Source organism: Achromobacter arsenitoxydans SY8, assembly GCF_000236785.1.
GTDB classification, from domain to species: Bacteria; Pseudomonadota; Gammaproteobacteria; order Burkholderiales; family Burkholderiaceae_B; genus Achromobacter; species Achromobacter arsenitoxydans.
On the sequence record NZ_AGUF01000079.1, the window covers coordinates 45,250 to 60,495 of the forward strand.

The window sequence follows — 15,246 nt, forward strand, 5'->3', positions numbered from 1 at the left end:
TACGAGGCACACCATGCGCAAACACACCGCCGCGGCCCTGGCATTCGCCTGCGCCGCCCTGTTTTCGGCCGGCGCCCACGCCCAGGCCGTCAAGACCCAGGACGGCATCCTGGTCAATAGCGCCGGCATGACGCTGTACACGTTCGACAAGGACTCCGCAGGCAAGAGCGTCTGCGTCGACCAGTGCGCCAAGGCCTGGCCGCCCGCCATGGCCCCGGCCGACGCCAAGCCGATGGGCGACCTGACGGTCATCACCCGGGACGACGGCAGCAAGCAATGGGCGCACAAGGGCAAGCCCCTGTACCTGTTCACCAAGGACACCAAGCCGGGCGACAAGACCGGCGACAACTTCAAGGAAATCTGGCACGTCGTCAAGCCCTGATACGGAAGGTTCCCGTTCAGACCATGCGCGCCGAAGACGAAGCCCTGATCCTGGCCTGCATCCCCAGCCTGCGGCGCTACGCCCGCGGGCTGACGGGCGACCCCCATCGGGCCGACGACCTGGTCCAGGACACGCTGGAGCGCGCCTGGAGCCGCTATTCGCGCTGGCAGCGGCGCGGCGAGCTGCGCGCCTGGATGTTCGGCATCATGCACAACCATTTCATCGACGGCGTGCGCGCCGCCAGCCGCCAGACGGACCAGACGGCGCCGGGCGACCTGCCCGACGCCCCCGTGCGCGCCACCCAGACCGACCAGCTTGAGGTGCGCGACCTGGACCGCTGCCTGCAGGCGCTGCCGGCCGAACAGCGCGAGGTCCTGCTGCTGATATGCGTGGAAGACCTGTCCTACCAGGAGACCGCCCAGATACTGGCGGTGCCCATCGGCACCGTCATGTCGCGCCTGTCGCGCGCCCGCGAAAAGCTCGGCGCGCTGATGCAGGGCCGCGACACGGCCAGGCGGCTGCGGCCTGTTCCCTCCCCGCGTGAAATGTCATGAACGATAAACACCTTCATCCGGTTCCCATCGCCGGCACCCCGATCACCGAAGCCGACCTGCACGGCTACGCCGACGGCCAGCTTCCGGCCGCGCGCCACGCCGAGGTCGCGGCCTTTCTGGCCGCCCATCCCCACGACCAGACCCGCGTGGACGACTGGAAGGAACAGCGGCGCGCGCTGCACGCCCTGCTGGATCCGGTGCTGGACGAGCCTCTGCCGCTGCGCCTGCCGCTCAAGGCGCCCGCCAGGCCCTGGCCGTGGCGCGCGCTGGCCGCCAGCGTAGCGGTGGCCGTGGTCAGCGCCAGCGCGGCGTGGATTGCGCGCGGCGCCATGGACGCCCGCCATCTGCAGGCCGTGCTGGCCACCGCCAGCCCGGACCGCGCCGCGGGCGGCTACGCGCAGCGCGCCGCCATCGCCCACGCGGTGTACGCGCCCGACATGGGCCGGCCCGTGGAGGTCGGCGGCGATAACGAAAAGGCCCTGGTGACATGGCTGACCAAGCGCATGGGCGCGCCGGTGCGCGCGCCGGCGCTGTCGCAGGTGGGCTACGAGCTGATGGGCGGACGCCTGCTGCCCGGCGGCGCCGGGCCGGTGGCGCAGTTCATGTATGGCGCGTCCGACGGACAGCGCCTGACCCTGTACGTCACCCGCGAGGCCGCCGGCGGCCAGACCGCCTTCCAGTTCACGCAGGAAGGGCCGGTGCGGGTGTTCTATTGGGTCGAAGGGCAATTCGGCTATGCGCTGTCGGGCGCCGTCAGCCGCGACGAACTGCAGCGCGTGTCGCAAGAGGTCTACCGGCAGCTCCAGGGCTGATCGCCTCTTGCCGCCACACCGCGCCGGGCCCATTCAGCCCGCGCTTTCCCGCGCCTCGTGCAGCATATGCAGCGTGATCTTGCGCACCTCGGCCTTGCTCATCTCGATGTGGGACCGCAGCATGCGCGCCGCCTCGTCGGCGCGGCGCCCCAGCACCGCGCGCAGGATCGCGGCGTGCTCGTCGTAGGTGGCGTCGACACGGAAGTCCTTGGTGAAGTCCAGCCTGCGCACGATGCGTATCTTCTCGGTGACGTCGCGGTGGATCTGCGCCATCTCCGGGTTGCCGGCGGCCATCACCAGCGAACAATGGAACGCCTCGTCCAGCTGCGCCACCAGCCGGCCGTCCAGGATGCGCTGCGGCGGCGGCACCAGCCACACGTCGGTCAGCGCGCCCAGGATGCCGGCCTGGTCCATGTGCTCGCGCGCGCACAGCTTTTCCACCGCGGCCTGCTCCAGCACCACGCGCACGTCGTACAGCGCCTCGAAGCGTTCGAAGTCGAACGGACGCACCTGCCAGCCGCTGCGCGGCCGCGCCAGCACGAAGCCTTCGCGCTCCAGACGGGCCAGGCCCAGCCGCACCGGCGTGCGGCTGACGCCCAGGCGCGCGACCAGGTCGGCCTCGGTGAAGCGCTCGCCCGGCAGCATGCGAAAGCCGAACAGGTCGTCCTTGATGCGCTGGTAGACCTGGTCGGCCAGCGAGCCGGCCAACGCCGGCGCCTGGCGGATGGCCGGACCGGCCTGCACCGATTCCAGCCGCATCATCCGGTCACGACGCACGTGGCGTCTTCGGCAATCACCACCAGCGGATCGCCCGCGTTCACGGGCTTGCCCGGCACGCAGCGAATCGCGGCAACCGTGCCCGACGCGGGCGCGATGACGGAGAGCTCCATTTTCATGGCCTCGACCACCACCAGCGTGTCGCCGGCGGCCACGCTCTGCCCCACCTGGACCGGGATCTTCCAGATGTTGCCGCACATGTCGGCGCTGACCAGCCGTTCGCCTTCGCGCAGGGCGGTTTCGGGTTCGGGCTCGGCGGCGGGCTGTTCCGCCGCCACGTCTTCGGTCTTCCACAGCGCGACCTCGGCGTCGAAGGCCGTCTTCTGGCGCGCCTGGAACGCGGCGATGCTGTCCGACTGCTCGGCCACGAAACGCTGGTGCGCGGCGAAGTCGAACACCTCTTCCTCGATCCGCACCGTAGCGCGGCCCTGGCGGAAGTCTTCGCGCAGCACGTCCAGTTCGGCTTCCGTGACCGGATAGAAGCGCACCTGATCAAAAAAGCGCAGCAGCCAGGGCTTGCCGTCCTGGAACACGGGGTTCTTCAGGAACTTGTTCCAGATGGGCAGCGTGCGGCCGACGAGCTGGTAGCCGCCAGGCGAGTCCATGCCGTAGATGCACATGTACACGCCGCCGATGCCCACCGTGCCTTCGGCAGTGAAGGTGCGCGCCGGGTTGTACTTGGAAGTCAGCAGGCGATGGCGCGGATCAATCGGGACCGCGCAGGGGGCGCCCAGGTAGACGTCGCCCAGGCCCATGATCAGGTAGCTGGCGTCGAACACGATGCGGCGCACTTCATCGCGGTCATCCAGGCCGTTGATGCGCTGGATGAAGTCCACGTTGTTCGGCAGCCAGGGCGCGCTGGCGCGCACGGTTTCCTGATAGCGCTGCACCGCGCCCAGCGTGGCGGAATCTTCAAAGGCCATGGGCAGGTAGACGACGCGCGTCGGCACCTTCAGCGTCGCGACGTCTGCGAGGCCGGCCTCGATCTCCAGCAGGCGCGCAATCAGCGCACCCTGCAGGATGACGCGGCTGTCGTAGCGGATCTGCAGCGAACGCACACCGGGCGACAGTTCCAGCACGCCGGCCACCGGGCTGGCGTTCAGCGCCTCCATCAGCAGGTGGATGCGCATGCGCAGCGCCAGGTCCAGCACGTTGTCGCCGTACTCCAGCAGCAGGTAGCCGTCGCCTGCCTGCCGGTAAGACACCGACGGGCGCGAACCCTCTGCCGGCAGCGCTGCGACGATGGTTTCCGACACGGTCGCCGGCACCGGCGATGGCTCGGTCGCCGCAGGCGCCGCGGCCGCCAGTTCGGCGATGCTGCGGTCCTGCGCGGCTTCCAGGGCCACGGCCTGCGGGTAGTCGATGCGCACGAAGCGGATGCGGTCGCCCGGCTTGACCTGGCCCACCTTCCACAGTTCGGCGCGGGCGATCGTGACCGGGCACACGAAGCCGCCCAGGCTGGGACCATCGCGCGTCAGGATCACAGGGCTGTCGCCCGTGAAGTTGATGCTGCCGATCGCGTACTCGCAATCATGGATGTTGGACGGGTGCAGCCCGGCCTCGCCGCCGTTCTCGCGCGCCCAGGTAGGCTTGGGGCCGATCAGGCGCACGCCCAGACGGTTGGAGTTGTAGTGGACCTCCCAGTCCGCCGCGAAGAAGGCGTCGATGGCGTCGGGCTGGAAAAAGTCCGGCGCGCCGTGCGGGCCGTACAGCACGCCGATTTCCCAGGCGCTGCCGTACTCGGGGATCAGGCTGGCGGGTGCGGCCTGCGGTGCAGCCTCGGGCGCAGCCGCGTTGGCGCCGGGCAGTTCCGGGCGCACCACGGGCAGCATGTCGCCCACGCGCAGGGTGCGGCCGGCATGGCCGCCGAACTGGCCCAGGGCGAAGGTGGAGCGGCTGCCCAGGTACAGCGGCACATCCAGGCCGTTGCGCACAGCCAGATAGCTGCGGCAGCCGGACAGCGCGCGGCCGGTGGTCAAAACCTGTCCCGACCGCACCGCGATCGGCTGCCACATCGGGACGGGCTCGCCGTCCAGCGTGGCCGCGCAGGCCGCGCCCGTCAGCGCCACGATGGCGTCGCCGTGAAAGCGCAGCGTCGGCCCGACCAGCGTGGTCTCGATGCCGGCCGCGTCCGGCGCGTTGCCGACGATGCGGTTGGCGATGCGGAATGCGTAATCGTCCATGGGGCCGGACGGCGGCACGCCGATGTCCCAATAGCCGGCGCGGCCGGGATAGTCCTGCACGCTGGTGTAGGTGCCGGCTTCCAGCACCTCGATGGCGGCGGGCCGGTAGTCGAAGCTTTCCAGGAAGCGCGTGGACAGCTGGCCGGCGCGAAAGCGCGCATCCGACACGATCTGGCGCAGATAGTCCAGGTTGGTGGAAATGCCATGCAGCCGAGTCCTGGCGAGCGCATCGGACAGCTTGTCCAGCGCGGCCTCGCGCGTGTCCGCATGCACGATCAGCTTGGCCAGCATGGGGTCATAGAACGCGGGAACTTCCGTGCCCGTCTCCACCCATCCGTCCACCCGCACATCGTCCGGAAACGAGACTTCGGTCAGCACGCCGGGCGAAGGCTGGAACTGGCGCAGCGGATCCTCGGCGTAGAGGCGGACCTCGATGGACGCGCCTTGCGGCGCGCGCGACATCGCGGCGTAGTCCAGCGGTTCGCCCGCGGCCACGCGCAGCATGCATTCCACCAGGTCCAGGCCGGTCACGGCCTCGGTCACCGGATGCTCGACCTGCAGGCGCGTGTTGACCTCCAGGAAGTAGAAGCTGTCGCGCGCCGGGTCGTAGATGAATTCCACCGTGCCGGCGGAGCGGTAGTTCACCGAAACGCCCAGCTTGACCGCGGCCTCCAGCAACGCGGCGCGCGTGGCGGGCGGCAGCAAGGGGGCCGGAGTCTCCTCGATGACCTTCTGGTTGCGGCGCTGCACGGAGCAGTCGCGCTCGCCCAGCGCCAACACGCGGCCCGCGCCGTCGCCGAAGATCTGCACCTCGACGTGCCGCGCGTTGTCCACATAGCGTTCGATGAACGCGCCGCCATCGCGGAAGAAGTGTTCGCCCATGCGCTGCACGCTATCGAACGCGACCGTCAGCTCGGCCTCGTTCTCGCAGCGCGACAGGCCGATGCCGCCCCCGCCCGCCGTGCTCTTGAGCATCACGGGATAGCCGATGCGCTCGGCCTGCGACAGCGCCTCGCCCAGGCTGGCCAGCAGCCCGGTGCCCGGCGTCATCGGCACGCCCGCCTCGGCGGCCAGCTCGCGCGAGCGGTGCTTCAGGCCGAACTCGCGTATCTGCAAGGGCGTGGGACCGACGAAGGCAATGCCCGCGGCCTCGCAGGCTTCCGCGAAATCGGCGCTCTCGGACAGGAAGCCGTAGCCGGGATAGATGGCCTGCGCGCCATGCTCGCGCGCGGCGGCCAGCAGCAGATCCATGCGCAGGTAGCTGTCGGCCGCCTTGTCGCCGCCCAGGGCGACGGCCACGTCGGCCTCGCGCACATGCGCGGCGTTGCGGTCCGGATCGGAGTAGACGGCCACGCTGCGGATGCCCAGGCGCTTGAGGGTGCGGATGGCGCGGACGGCGATTTCGCCGCGGTTTGCAATCAGAACGGTATCGAACACGATGCGACTCCCAGGTATCAGGCGGGGTTATCGGGTGGCGGCGCCAAGGCTGGCCAGGTATGCGCGCCAGCCGCCGAAGTCAGTGATGTCCCGCGCGCCTTCCAGGCCGCGCGGCTCGCAGATGAAGCCCTTGACGAGGCGGCCGTCGGCAAGCTCCAGCGTGCCGATGCCCAAGGGCGCGGGAATCTCGGCGACGAAAGCGCCGAACGCCGTCACCGGCACGTCCCACAGTTCGACCTCGATGCCCGTGCCGCTGTCCGACTTCACCAGGCCCGGCTTGGGCGGCGTGGTGTTGGCCAGCGCATAGAGCCGGTAGTCGCCGGCGGTTGCGGTCTTCTCCACGAACGCCGCGTGGCGCGACGTCAGTTGATGGTTGAGCGGCATGCCGGTCAGGTGCGCGCCCACCACCGCGACGCGCACGGTGTCGGCGGCCGGCGTGTTGTCCGCGGTGGCCGCCGGCAGCGGCGCGCCCGTGGCGCCCAGCGGCAGGCCGCGACGCGCCTGCCACTGCTTGCCGAACTGCGCCAGCGCGCGGTCCTGCCAGGCCAGGCCGATCAGCGTGATGCCGGACGGCAGGCCGTCGGCGCGCATGCCGGCCGGCACCGCCAGCGCGGACAGGTCGGCCAGGTTGGCGAAGTTGGTGTAGACGCCCAGGCGGGAATTGAGCGTGACCGGGTCGGCTTCCAATTGGGCGATGGTGTAGATGGACGGCGAGGTCGGCACGACCAGCGCGTCGAAGCCTTCAAGCGCCTGATGGATCTGGCGGGTCAGTTCGGCACGCCGGTATTCGGCCTTGAACGTGTCCAGCGCGCTGTAGTTCGCGGCCTGCTCGACGATGCCGCGCACGACCGGATTGATGGCGCCGGGGTTTTCCTTCCACAGGGCTTCCACCGCGGCAAAGCGTTCGGCCACCCAGGGGCCCTGGTACAGCAGCGAGGCCAGTTCGCTGAACGGCGCGAAGTCGATGGGTTCTACCTGCGCGCCATCCGCGCGCAGCGCGCGCACGGCGTCGTCGAACACGGCGGCGGCCTGCGCGTCGCCGAAAAATTCCAGCGACGCGGGGATGGCCAGACGCGGCGTCTTGGGCCACGGCAGCGATGCGCCCGCCGGCATTCCGCGCGAATAGGGATCGGCCTCGTCATAGCCCCCGGCGACCTGCGCCACTTTCCCGGCGTCATCCACGGTCAGCGCAAAGATCGACACGCAGTCCAGCGTGCGGCACGCAGGCACCACGCCCGCGGTGCTGAGCCAGCCCTTGGTGGGCTTCAGGCCCACGATGTTGTTAAAGCCGGCGGGCACGCGGCCCGAGCCCGCGGTGTCGGTGCCCAGCGAGAACGCCGCGATGCCGCGCGCCACCACCGATGCGGACCCAGAGCTGGAGCCGCCGCTGACATAGTCGGGATTGAAGCTGTTGGCCACCGGACCGTGCGGCGAGCGCGTGCCCACCAGGCCGGTGGCGAACTGGTCCAGGTTGGTCTTGCCGATGAGGATGGCGCCGGCCGCGCGCAGCCGCCGCACGACAGTCGCGTCCTCGTCCGGCGTGTAGGCGAATTCGGGGCACGCGGCGGTGGTGGGCCAGCCCGCCGCGTCGATGTTGTCCTTGATGGCGAAGGGCACGCCATACAGCGGCAGGCGCGACAGGTCGCCGCCCGCCGCAGCCAGCAGGAGCCGCAGGCCGTCGAGCTGCTTGTCCAGCCCGGCGCGGTCGACGCGCCGTATCCAGGCGTTGTCCTCGGGGCTATCCGGCGCGGCGGCGTAGCCGGCCAACAGCGCCTCGGGCTGCGCGCCCTCGCGGTAGGCGGACTGCCACTGCCCGATCGTCCAACCGGCGGGGCTTTTCTGCGATGCTGCGGCGTTCATGCTGGAATCCTTTCTTGTATACAAGTACGGATTCCCAAGCAATCCGCGTGCCATGTTGGCGGCGCGCTTCGACTTCCCTCTGTACGGCGGCATCGCGGCCGGCCACGGGCCGCCGGACCGACCGCGCGCGTGGCGCCCGCCGCACCGTAACCGGGCGCATCGCGCACCTGTTTTGTGCATGCGGCACCGTTTCGATCCGCCTCGCGCCGCCCGGCGGGCGCTGCGCGCATTCGCGTAAACACCCCCTCTTCATACAGCGGCCCCGCGCCGCGAAAGCACTTGGCACGCCTTTTGCTTTTGGGTCCATGTCCGAAGCGAAATCCTTGCTGGCCGCCCGTCTTTTTCCGGCTGGAGCACGGCGCGTTCGGGTTGCTGCCGGACCGTAAGCACAGCGGCGGGCGCAATGACGTTGTGGGTGTTGTTCAGATCGTTCTCGCCGGCCAGACCGGCACATTCCATCCAGGAGTCACCATGAAACGCAGACTAGCCCTTAAGCAACTGACCGCCGTGAGCCTGTTGGCCATGTCCGGGTGGATGCCGCAGGTTCTCGCCGCCGAAGACACCATCAAGGTCGGCATCCTGCATTCCCTCTCGGGCACCATGGCCATCTCGGAGACGTCGCTCAAGGACGTGGCCCTGATGACCATCGACGAAATCAACGCCAATGGCGGCGTGATGGGCAAGAAGCTCGAAGCCGTTGTTGTCGACCCCGCCTCCAACTGGCCGCTGTTCGCCGAAAAGTCCCGCCAGCTCCTGTCGCAGGACAAGGTGGCCGTGGTCTTCGGCTGCTGGACCTCGGTGTCGCGCAAGTCCGTGCTGCCCGTCTTCAAGGAACTGAACGGCTTGCTCTTCTACCCCGTGCAATATGAAGGCGAAGAGCTGGAGAAGAACGTGTTCTACACGGGCGCCGCGCCCAACCAGCAAGCCATTCCCGCCGTGGAATACCTGATGAGCGAAGACGGCGGCGGCGCCAAGCGCTTCGTGCTGCTGGGCACCGACTACGTCTATCCGCGCACCACCAACAAGATCCTGCGCGCCTTCCTGCATTCCAAGGGCGTGAAGGACAGCGACATCGACGAGGTCTACACCCCGTTCGGCCATTCCGACTACCAGACCATCGTCGCCAACATCAAGAAGTTCGCCACGGGCGGCAAGACGGCCGTCATCTCCACCATTAACGGCGACTCCAACGTGCCCTTCTACAAAGAGCTGGGCAACGCGGGCCTGAAGGCCACCGATGTGCCGGTCGTGGCGTTCTCGGTGGGCGAAGAAGAACTGCGCGGCGTGGACACGAAGCCGCTGGTGGGCCACCTGGCCGCCTGGAACTACTTCCAGTCCGTCAAGAACCCCGTCAACGAAGCATTCATCGCAAAGTGGAAGGCCTACGCCAAGGCCAAGAACCTGCCCAACGCCAACACGGTCGTGACCAACGATCCGATGGAAGCCACCTACATCGGCATCCACATGTGGAAGCAGGCCGTGGAACAGGCCAAGTCCACCGACGTGGACAAGGTGATCGCCACCATGGGCGGCCAGAAGTTCAGCGCGCCCGACGGCTACACGGTCGAGATGGACAAGACCAATCACCACCTGCACAAGCCCGTCTACATCGGTGAAATCAAGGCGGACGGCCAGTTCAACGTGGTCTGGAAGAGCAAGGGCCCGATCCGCGCCCAACCGTGGAGCCCGTTCATCCCCGGCAACGAAGGCAAGCAAGGCCTCTAAAGGAAAGGGCAGCCATGCGCATCGCGGCAATCGCACATTTCTTGCGTCGTTTTCTCCTGGCATGGCTGCTGGCCGTGCCGGTGCTGGCCGCCCCCGCGGCCGCCGCTGGCATCGACCAGTCCATGCTTGCGCCGCTGGACGGCGACGACACGGACGCCAAGCTGCAAGCGATTGCCGCGCTGGGCCAGCTGCCCGATCCGGGCGCTGCCGCAGTGCTGCAGGCGCTGGGCAACGACCAGCTCTACGCCACTGCCGACGGCCGCGTGCTGATCGGGACCGGCGGCCCCAAGGCCACCGATCCCGCCACGGGCGCGGCCGTGGACCTGCCTGCGGACGCAGGCACGGTTTCCATCAACAACCGCCTGCGCCGCGCCATCGAGGCCGCGCTGGCCGGTTCGCGCCTGTTTTCCGACAACCCCAACGAACGCCTGGATGCTGCCCGCCGGCTGCAGCAGACCGGCGATCCCGCGCGCCTGCCGATGCTCGAAAGGGCGCTGGCGGCGGAAAAGAACGAGGCCGTGCGCGGCGCGCTGCTCATCGCGCAGGCCAACCTGGAATTGAAAAGCGGCGATCCCGCGAAGCGCCGCCACGCGGTCGAGGTGCTAGGCGACACAAAGAACGCCGCCTTCCGCCCGACGCTGGCCGCCCTGACTTCAGCGCGCGACGGCGTCTACGCCGAACCCGACGCCGGCGTGCGCGAGGCCGCCGTCAATGCGCTCAAGCAGATCGACCGGCACCTGGCCACGATCGAATGGGCCGGCAATCTCTTCTATGGCGTGAGCCTGGGCAGCGTGCTGCTGCTGGCCGCGCTGGGACTGGCCATCACCTTCGGCCTGATGGGCGTCATCAACATGGCGCACGGCGAACTGCTGATGATCGGCGCTTACGTGACCTATGTCGTGCAGACGCTGTTCCGATCATGGCTGCCGGGCTGGCTGGACTGGTACGTGGTGGCCGCCCTGCCCCTGGCCTTCGTCGTGACGGCGCTGGTGGGCATGGCGCTGGAGCGCACCGTCATCCGCTGGCTTTACGGGCGTCCGCTGGAAACGCTGCTGGCGACCTGGGGCATCAGCCTGATGCTGATGCAGGGCGTGCGGTCGCTGTTCGGCGCGCAGAACGTGGAAGTGGGCAACCCCAGCTGGATGTCTGGCGGCTTCACCGTGCTGGGCGGGCTGGTGCTGACCTACAACCGGATCGTCATCATCGGCTTCGCCTTCTTCGTGGTGTTCCTGGTGTGGGCCTTGCTGAACCACACGCGGCTGGGCCTGTTCGTGCGCGCCATCACGCAAAACCGCCGCATGGCCGATTGCGTGGGCGTGCCGACCGGCCGCGTCGACATGCTGGCCTTCGGGCTGGGCTCCGGCATCGCCGGACTGGCGGGCGTAGCGCTGTCGCAGCTGGGCAACGTGGGCCCGGACCTGGGCCGCGGCTACATCGTCGACTCGTTCATGGTGGTGGTGCTGGGCGGCGTGGGCCAGCTTGCGGGCACCGTCATCGCCGCGCTGGGCCTGGGCGGCGTCAACAAATTCCTGGAGCCTTACGCGGGAGCCGTCATGGCAAAGATCACCATCCTGGTGCTCATCGTGCTGTTCGTCCAAAAGCGGCCGCAAGGCCTGTTCGCCCCGCGCGGCCGGAGCGTCGAATGAAACAGACCGCGCTGACCGACCTGAACCTGCTGGCCCGCCGCCCCCTGTTTTCGGGCCGCGTGTGGACGGCGCTGGCCGCGGGCGTGGCCCTGCTGGCCCTGCTGCCCCTTCTGAATCTGGTGTTCCCGCCCGGCCATGCGCTGCATGTGTCGGCCTATGCCGTGGCCCTGCTGGGCAAGTTCATGTGCTACGCCATGGCCGCGCTGGCGCTGGACCTGGTGTGGGGCTACGCGGGCATCCTGTCGCTGGGACACGGACTCTTCTTCGCGCTGGGCGGCTACGCGCACGGCATGTACCTGATGCGCGCCATCGGCCGCGACGGCGTCTACCAGAGCGACCTGCCCGACTTCATGGTGTTCCTGGACTGGAAGAGCTACCCCTGGTACTGGTCCTTCACGGAGCACTTCTGGTACGCCATGCTGCTGGTGGTGCTGGTGCCGGGCGTGCTGGCCTTCGTGTTCGGCTACTTTGCCTTCCGCTCGCGCATCAAGGGCGTGTACTTCTCGATCATCACGCAGGCGCTGACATTCGCCGCCATGCTGCTGTTCTTCCGCAACGACACGGGCTTTGGCGGCAACAACGGCTTCACCGACTTCAAGCGCATCCTGGGTTTCGACATCACCGCGCCCGGCACCCGCGCCACGCTGTACTGGATCACGCTGGCGGCGCTGGCGGGCGCGCTGATCCTGGCGCGCATGGTCACGCAGAGCAAGCTGGGCCGCGTGCTGACCGCCGTGCGCGACGCCGAGAGCCGGCTGCGCTTCATCGGCTACGACCCGCTGGGCTTCAAGCTGTTCGTGTGGACCCTGTCGGCCGTGCTGTGCGGCATCGCGGGCGCGCTGTACGTGCCGCAGGTCGGCATCATCAACCCCGGTGAAATGTCCACCGAGAACTCCATCGAGATGGTGATCTGGGTGGCCACCGGCGGGCGCGGCACGCTGATCGGCCCGATCATCGGCGCCGGCGCCGTCAACGGCCTGAAGACCTGGTTCACCAGCGTGCTGCCGGAATACTGGCTGTACGCGCTGGGCCTGATCTTCGTGCTGGTGACCCTGTTCCTGCCCACCGGCATCGTCGGCCTTGCCCGCCGCATCGCGGCCCGCATCCAGGAGAAGAAGGCATGACCAGCACGCACACCGAATCGGCCATGCTGGACGGCGGCCCCAGCGGCGAAGCCGGCTATGGCCGCGTCAGCCCCAGGGGCCTGGACACCAGCCACGGCGCCATCCTGTACCTGGAAGGCATCACGGTCAGCTTCGACGGCTTCAAGGCCCTGAACGACCTGACGCTAGACATCGGCGTGGGGGAACTGCGCTGCGTGATCGGCCCCAACGGCGCGGGCAAGACCACGATGATGGACGTGATCACCGGCAAGACGCGGCCCACGGCGGGCACGGCCTACTTCGGCCAGAGCATCGACCTGACCACGCTGAACGAGGCGCAGATCGCGCACGCCGGCATCGGCCGCAAGTTTCAGCGCCCGACTGTGTTCGAACAGCACACGGTGTTCGAAAACCTGGAGCTGGCGATGAAAACGGACAAGCGCGTGCGGCCCACGCTGTTCTCGCGCCTGTCCAGCGAAGAGGCCGACCGGATCGGCGAAACGCTGGACCTGATCCGTCTGCGGCCCGAGGTCTGGCGGCCCGCCGGCCTGCTGTCGCACGGCCAGAAGCAGTGGCTGGAAATCGGCATGCTGCTGATGCAGGAGCCGCAACTGTTGCTGCTGGACGAGCCCGTGGCCGGCATGACCGACGCCGAAACCGAACGCACGGGCGAACTGCTGAACGAATTGCGCGGACGCCATTCCCTGATGGTGGTGGAGCACGACATGGACTTCGTCAACCAGATCGCGGGCGACGGCAAGGTCACCGTGCTGCACGAAGGCTCGGTGCTGGCCGAAGGCCCGATGAGCCGCGTGCAGGCCGACCCGCGCGTGATCGAAGTCTATCTGGGGCGCTGAGATGCTGGACGTAAGCACGATCGACCAATACTACGGCGGCAGCCACACCCTGCGCGGCGTGTCGCTGTCGGTGCGCCAGGGCGAATGCCTGGCGCTGCTGGGCCGCAACGGCGTGGGCAAGACCACGCTGCTCAAGTGCGTGATGGGCGTGCTGCCCGTAGCGCGCGGCGGCATCGCATTCGACGGCGCCGACATCACGCGCCTGGCGCCGCACCAGCGCGCCGCGCGCGGCATGGCCTACGTGCCGCAAGGCCGCGACATCTTCGCGCGCTTGACAGTGGAAGAGAACATCCTGATGGGCATGGCGACCAAGCCGGCGGCCCGCGCCCGGCGCATCAAGGAAGAGGTTTTCGAACTGTTTCCCGTGCTGAAAAGCATGCTGTCGCGCCGCGGCGGCGACCTGTCCGGCGGCCAGCAGCAGCAACTGGCGATCGCGCGGGCGCTGGTGGCCGAACCCAAGCTCATCATCCTGGACGAGCCCACCGAAGGCATCCAGCCGTCCATCATCAAGGACATTGCGCGCGTCATCCACATGCTGCGCCAGCGCGGCGACATCGCCATCCTGCTGTGCGAGCAGTACTTCGACTTCGCGCGCGAACTGGCCGACCAGTTCGTGGTGCTGTCGCGCGGCGAAGTGGTGGCGCGCGGCGGACGCGACACGATCGACGGCGAGGACGTGCGCCGGCACCTGTCGGTGTGACGCTTCCCGCGACGCCCGGCCACGGCGCCGCGGATGGACTATGCTCCCTTTCTCTTGCACGACGCATCATCCGAAAGAGGAGCCTCCATGTCCGACGTCACCATCTATCACAACCCCAAGTGCGGAACGTCCCGCAACACCCTGGGCCTCATCCGCAACGCCGGCATCGAGCCGCAGGTCGTGCTGTACCTGGAGACGCCGCCGTCGCGCGACACGCTGAAGGCCCTGTTCAAGCAGGCCGGCGTCACGGTGCGCGACGCGCTGCGCGATAAAGGCACGCCCTACGCTGAGCTGGGCCTGGACGATGCGTCGTTGTCCGACGACGCCCTGCTGGACGCCATCGAACAGCACCCCATCCTGCTGAACCGTCCCTTCGTGTCGACGCCGCTGGGCGCACGCCTGTGCCGTCCCTGCGAACTGGTGCTGGACATCCTGCCGGCCCCGCAACAAGGCGCGTTCTCGAAGGAAAGCGGCGAGCCCGTCATCGACGCGCAGGGCAAACGCATCCAGAAGTGATAGCGGCTGCGTGCATTTTCAGACCTGACCTATATCCAAACAGTACTCAGGCATGCAAATCTCACGCTTCGCGGACGTCTTTGAACGTCTGCCTCTTCTGAGAACTTACGGCAAAACGTCCTGTCCTGGTGCGCGCTGTCAGTGCTCGGTTGCCGGAGCACGACATGCCGCACCAATCCGACCTACGTTGCGCCTTCGACCTGATCGGTAGCGAAGCGCACGACGTATTTGAGGTCATCAAGTTCGAACTGCGCGAAGCGCAGTCCGAAACCTGCCTGCTTTCGAACGAACCCGCCTGCGCCAATCCCGCCGAGGACTTCGGCCAGGTGCTGGGCCGCGGCGCGCGCCAAACGCAGCGCGACTACACCTTCAAGCACCCCAGCTACGCCCACCAGAACAGCCGCGATGGCCAGGACCTGGCCTTTCAGCACGGCCGCTACGAACGCGACGACGCCGCCGATTGGAAAGATATTTTTGCCTCCTTGCCGCAAGCAGCGAACTACTCATGAACACCAGCCAATTGCTTCGCAGAGTCCTGGACCACGCCGTGCCCAACCCCACCGGAGACTGCAACGCTTGCGAGCGCATGGGCTTTCCGATTCTGCCGTTGCGGGCCGCGTATGCGCCTTCGCCTCTGGCCCTGGGGAAGCGGGCAGTCGCCGGCGCCGGCGGTCTGGAAGCCGTACAGATGCGG

General features: G+C 68.3%; 14 protein-coding genes. 11 read left to right on the forward strand and 3 right to left on the reverse strand.

The window, feature by feature from the left end:
* Positions 1–13: 13 nt before the first annotated feature.
* Genes KYC_RS24690 through KYC_RS24700 form a run of 3 tightly spaced genes read left to right on the forward strand, consistent with a single transcriptional unit; the run spans position 14 to position 1,748 of the window.
* Positions 14–382, forward strand: a complete 369-nt coding sequence (locus KYC_RS24690) for a COG4315 family predicted lipoprotein (protein WP_008167590.1) — start codon at positions 14–16, stop codon at positions 380–382.
* A gap of 23 nt (positions 383–405) precedes the next feature.
* Positions 406–936, forward strand: a complete 531-nt coding sequence (locus KYC_RS24695; RefSeq protein WP_008167592.1) for an RNA polymerase sigma factor — start codon at positions 406–408, stop codon at positions 934–936.
* Positions 933–1,748, forward strand: a complete 816-nt coding sequence (locus KYC_RS24700) for an anti-sigma factor family protein (protein WP_008167593.1) — start codon at positions 933–935, stop codon at positions 1,746–1,748. The genes KYC_RS24695 and KYC_RS24700 overlap by 4 nt, the downstream gene beginning before the upstream one ends.
* Positions 1,749–1,781: 33 nt before the next feature.
* Here the strand turns inward: KYC_RS24700 and KYC_RS24705 are convergent, their stop codons facing one another.
* Genes KYC_RS24705 through atzF form a run of 3 tightly spaced genes read right to left on the reverse strand, consistent with a single transcriptional unit; the run spans position 1,782 to position 8,005 of the window.
* Positions 1,782–2,510: a GntR family transcriptional regulator gene (locus KYC_RS24705; protein WP_008167596.1), complete on the reverse strand. Its 729-nt coding sequence runs from the start codon at positions 2,508–2,510 to the stop codon at positions 1,782–1,784.
* Complete coding sequence (uca, locus tag KYC_RS24710; protein WP_008167598.1) at positions 2,507–6,145, reverse strand: urea carboxylase; 3,639 nt, start codon at positions 6,143–6,145, stop codon at positions 2,507–2,509. Before uca ends, KYC_RS24705 begins: the two co-directional genes overlap by 4 nt.
* Positions 6,146–6,172: 27 nt before the next feature.
* Positions 6,173–8,005 carry an allophanate hydrolase gene (atzF, locus tag KYC_RS24715; RefSeq protein WP_008167600.1) on the reverse strand — a complete coding sequence of 611 codons (1,833 nt, stop codon included), beginning with the start codon at positions 8,003–8,005 and terminating at the stop codon, positions 6,173–6,175.
* 471 nt (positions 8,006–8,476) lie between these two features.
* Between atzF and urtA the strand changes: the two genes are divergently transcribed.
* The 8 genes from urtA to KYC_RS29985 all read left to right on the forward strand — a co-directional run.
* On the forward strand, positions 8,477–9,730 hold the full coding sequence (urtA, locus tag KYC_RS24720) for an urea ABC transporter substrate-binding protein (RefSeq protein WP_043519201.1): 1,254 nt from the start codon (positions 8,477–8,479) through the stop codon (positions 9,728–9,730).
* Between the two features lie 14 nt (positions 9,731–9,744).
* Positions 9,745–11,376: an urea ABC transporter permease subunit UrtB gene (gene urtB / locus KYC_RS24725; RefSeq protein ID WP_008167605.1), complete on the forward strand. Its 1,632-nt coding sequence runs from the start codon at positions 9,745–9,747 to the stop codon at positions 11,374–11,376.
* Positions 11,373–12,500, forward strand: a complete 1,128-nt coding sequence (gene urtC / locus KYC_RS24730; RefSeq protein WP_008167606.1) for an urea ABC transporter permease subunit UrtC — start codon at positions 11,373–11,375, stop codon at positions 12,498–12,500. Before urtB ends, urtC begins: the two co-directional genes overlap by 4 nt.
* Positions 12,497–13,336: an urea ABC transporter ATP-binding protein UrtD gene (urtD, locus tag KYC_RS24735; RefSeq protein WP_008167609.1), complete on the forward strand. Its 840-nt coding sequence runs from the start codon at positions 12,497–12,499 to the stop codon at positions 13,334–13,336. The genes urtC and urtD overlap by 4 nt, the downstream gene beginning before the upstream one ends.
* 1 nt (position 13,337) lies before the next feature.
* Positions 13,338–14,036 (forward strand): urea ABC transporter ATP-binding subunit UrtE, encoded by a 699-nt coding sequence (urtE, locus tag KYC_RS24740; protein ID WP_008167612.1) that lies wholly within the window; start codon positions 13,338–13,340, stop codon positions 14,034–14,036.
* Positions 14,037–14,123: 87 nt separating this feature from the next.
* Positions 14,124–14,552: an arsenate reductase (glutaredoxin) gene (gene arsC / locus KYC_RS24745; protein ID WP_008167614.1), complete on the forward strand. Its 429-nt coding sequence runs from the start codon at positions 14,124–14,126 to the stop codon at positions 14,550–14,552.
* 164 nt (positions 14,553–14,716) lie between these two features.
* Positions 14,717–15,061 (forward strand): hypothetical protein, encoded by a 345-nt coding sequence (locus KYC_RS24750; RefSeq protein WP_008167616.1) that lies wholly within the window; start codon positions 14,717–14,719, stop codon positions 15,059–15,061.
* Positions 15,058–15,246 (forward strand): hypothetical protein (locus tag KYC_RS29985; protein ID WP_008167617.1); only part of this gene is annotated, 189 nt, incomplete at its 3' end. The genes KYC_RS24750 and KYC_RS29985, both read left to right, overlap by 4 nt.

Bases quoted from the DNA above. Each gene is read 5' to 3' on its own strand.
- KYC_RS24690 (WP_008167590.1), top strand. From the start codon at position 14: ATGCGCAAACACACCGCCGCGGCCCTGGCATTCGCCTGCGCCGCCCTG.
- KYC_RS24695 (WP_008167592.1), top strand. From the start codon at position 406: ATGCGCGCCGAAGACGAAGCCCTGATCCTGGCCTGCATCCCCAGCCTG.
- KYC_RS24700 (WP_008167593.1), top strand. From the start codon at position 933: ATGAACGATAAACACCTTCATCCGGTTCCCATCGCCGGCACCCCGATC.
- KYC_RS24705 (WP_008167596.1), bottom strand. From the start codon at position 2,510: ATGATGCGGCTGGAATCGGTGCAGGCCGGTCCGGCCATCCGCCAGGCG.
- atzF (WP_008167600.1), bottom strand. From the start codon at position 8,005: ATGAACGCCGCAGCATCGCAGAAAAGCCCCGCCGGTTGGACGATCGGG.
- urtA (WP_043519201.1), top strand. From the start codon at position 8,477: ATGAAACGCAGACTAGCCCTTAAGCAACTGACCGCCGTGAGCCTGTTG.
- urtB (WP_008167605.1), top strand. From the start codon at position 9,745: ATGCGCATCGCGGCAATCGCACATTTCTTGCGTCGTTTTCTCCTGGCA.
- urtC (WP_008167606.1), top strand. From the start codon at position 11,373: ATGAAACAGACCGCGCTGACCGACCTGAACCTGCTGGCCCGCCGCCCC.
- urtD (WP_008167609.1), top strand. From the start codon at position 12,497: ATGACCAGCACGCACACCGAATCGGCCATGCTGGACGGCGGCCCCAGC.
- urtE (WP_008167612.1), top strand. From the start codon at position 13,338: ATGCTGGACGTAAGCACGATCGACCAATACTACGGCGGCAGCCACACC.
- arsC (WP_008167614.1), top strand. From the start codon at position 14,124: ATGTCCGACGTCACCATCTATCACAACCCCAAGTGCGGAACGTCCCGC.
- KYC_RS24750 (WP_008167616.1), top strand. From the start codon at position 14,717: ATGCCGCACCAATCCGACCTACGTTGCGCCTTCGACCTGATCGGTAGC.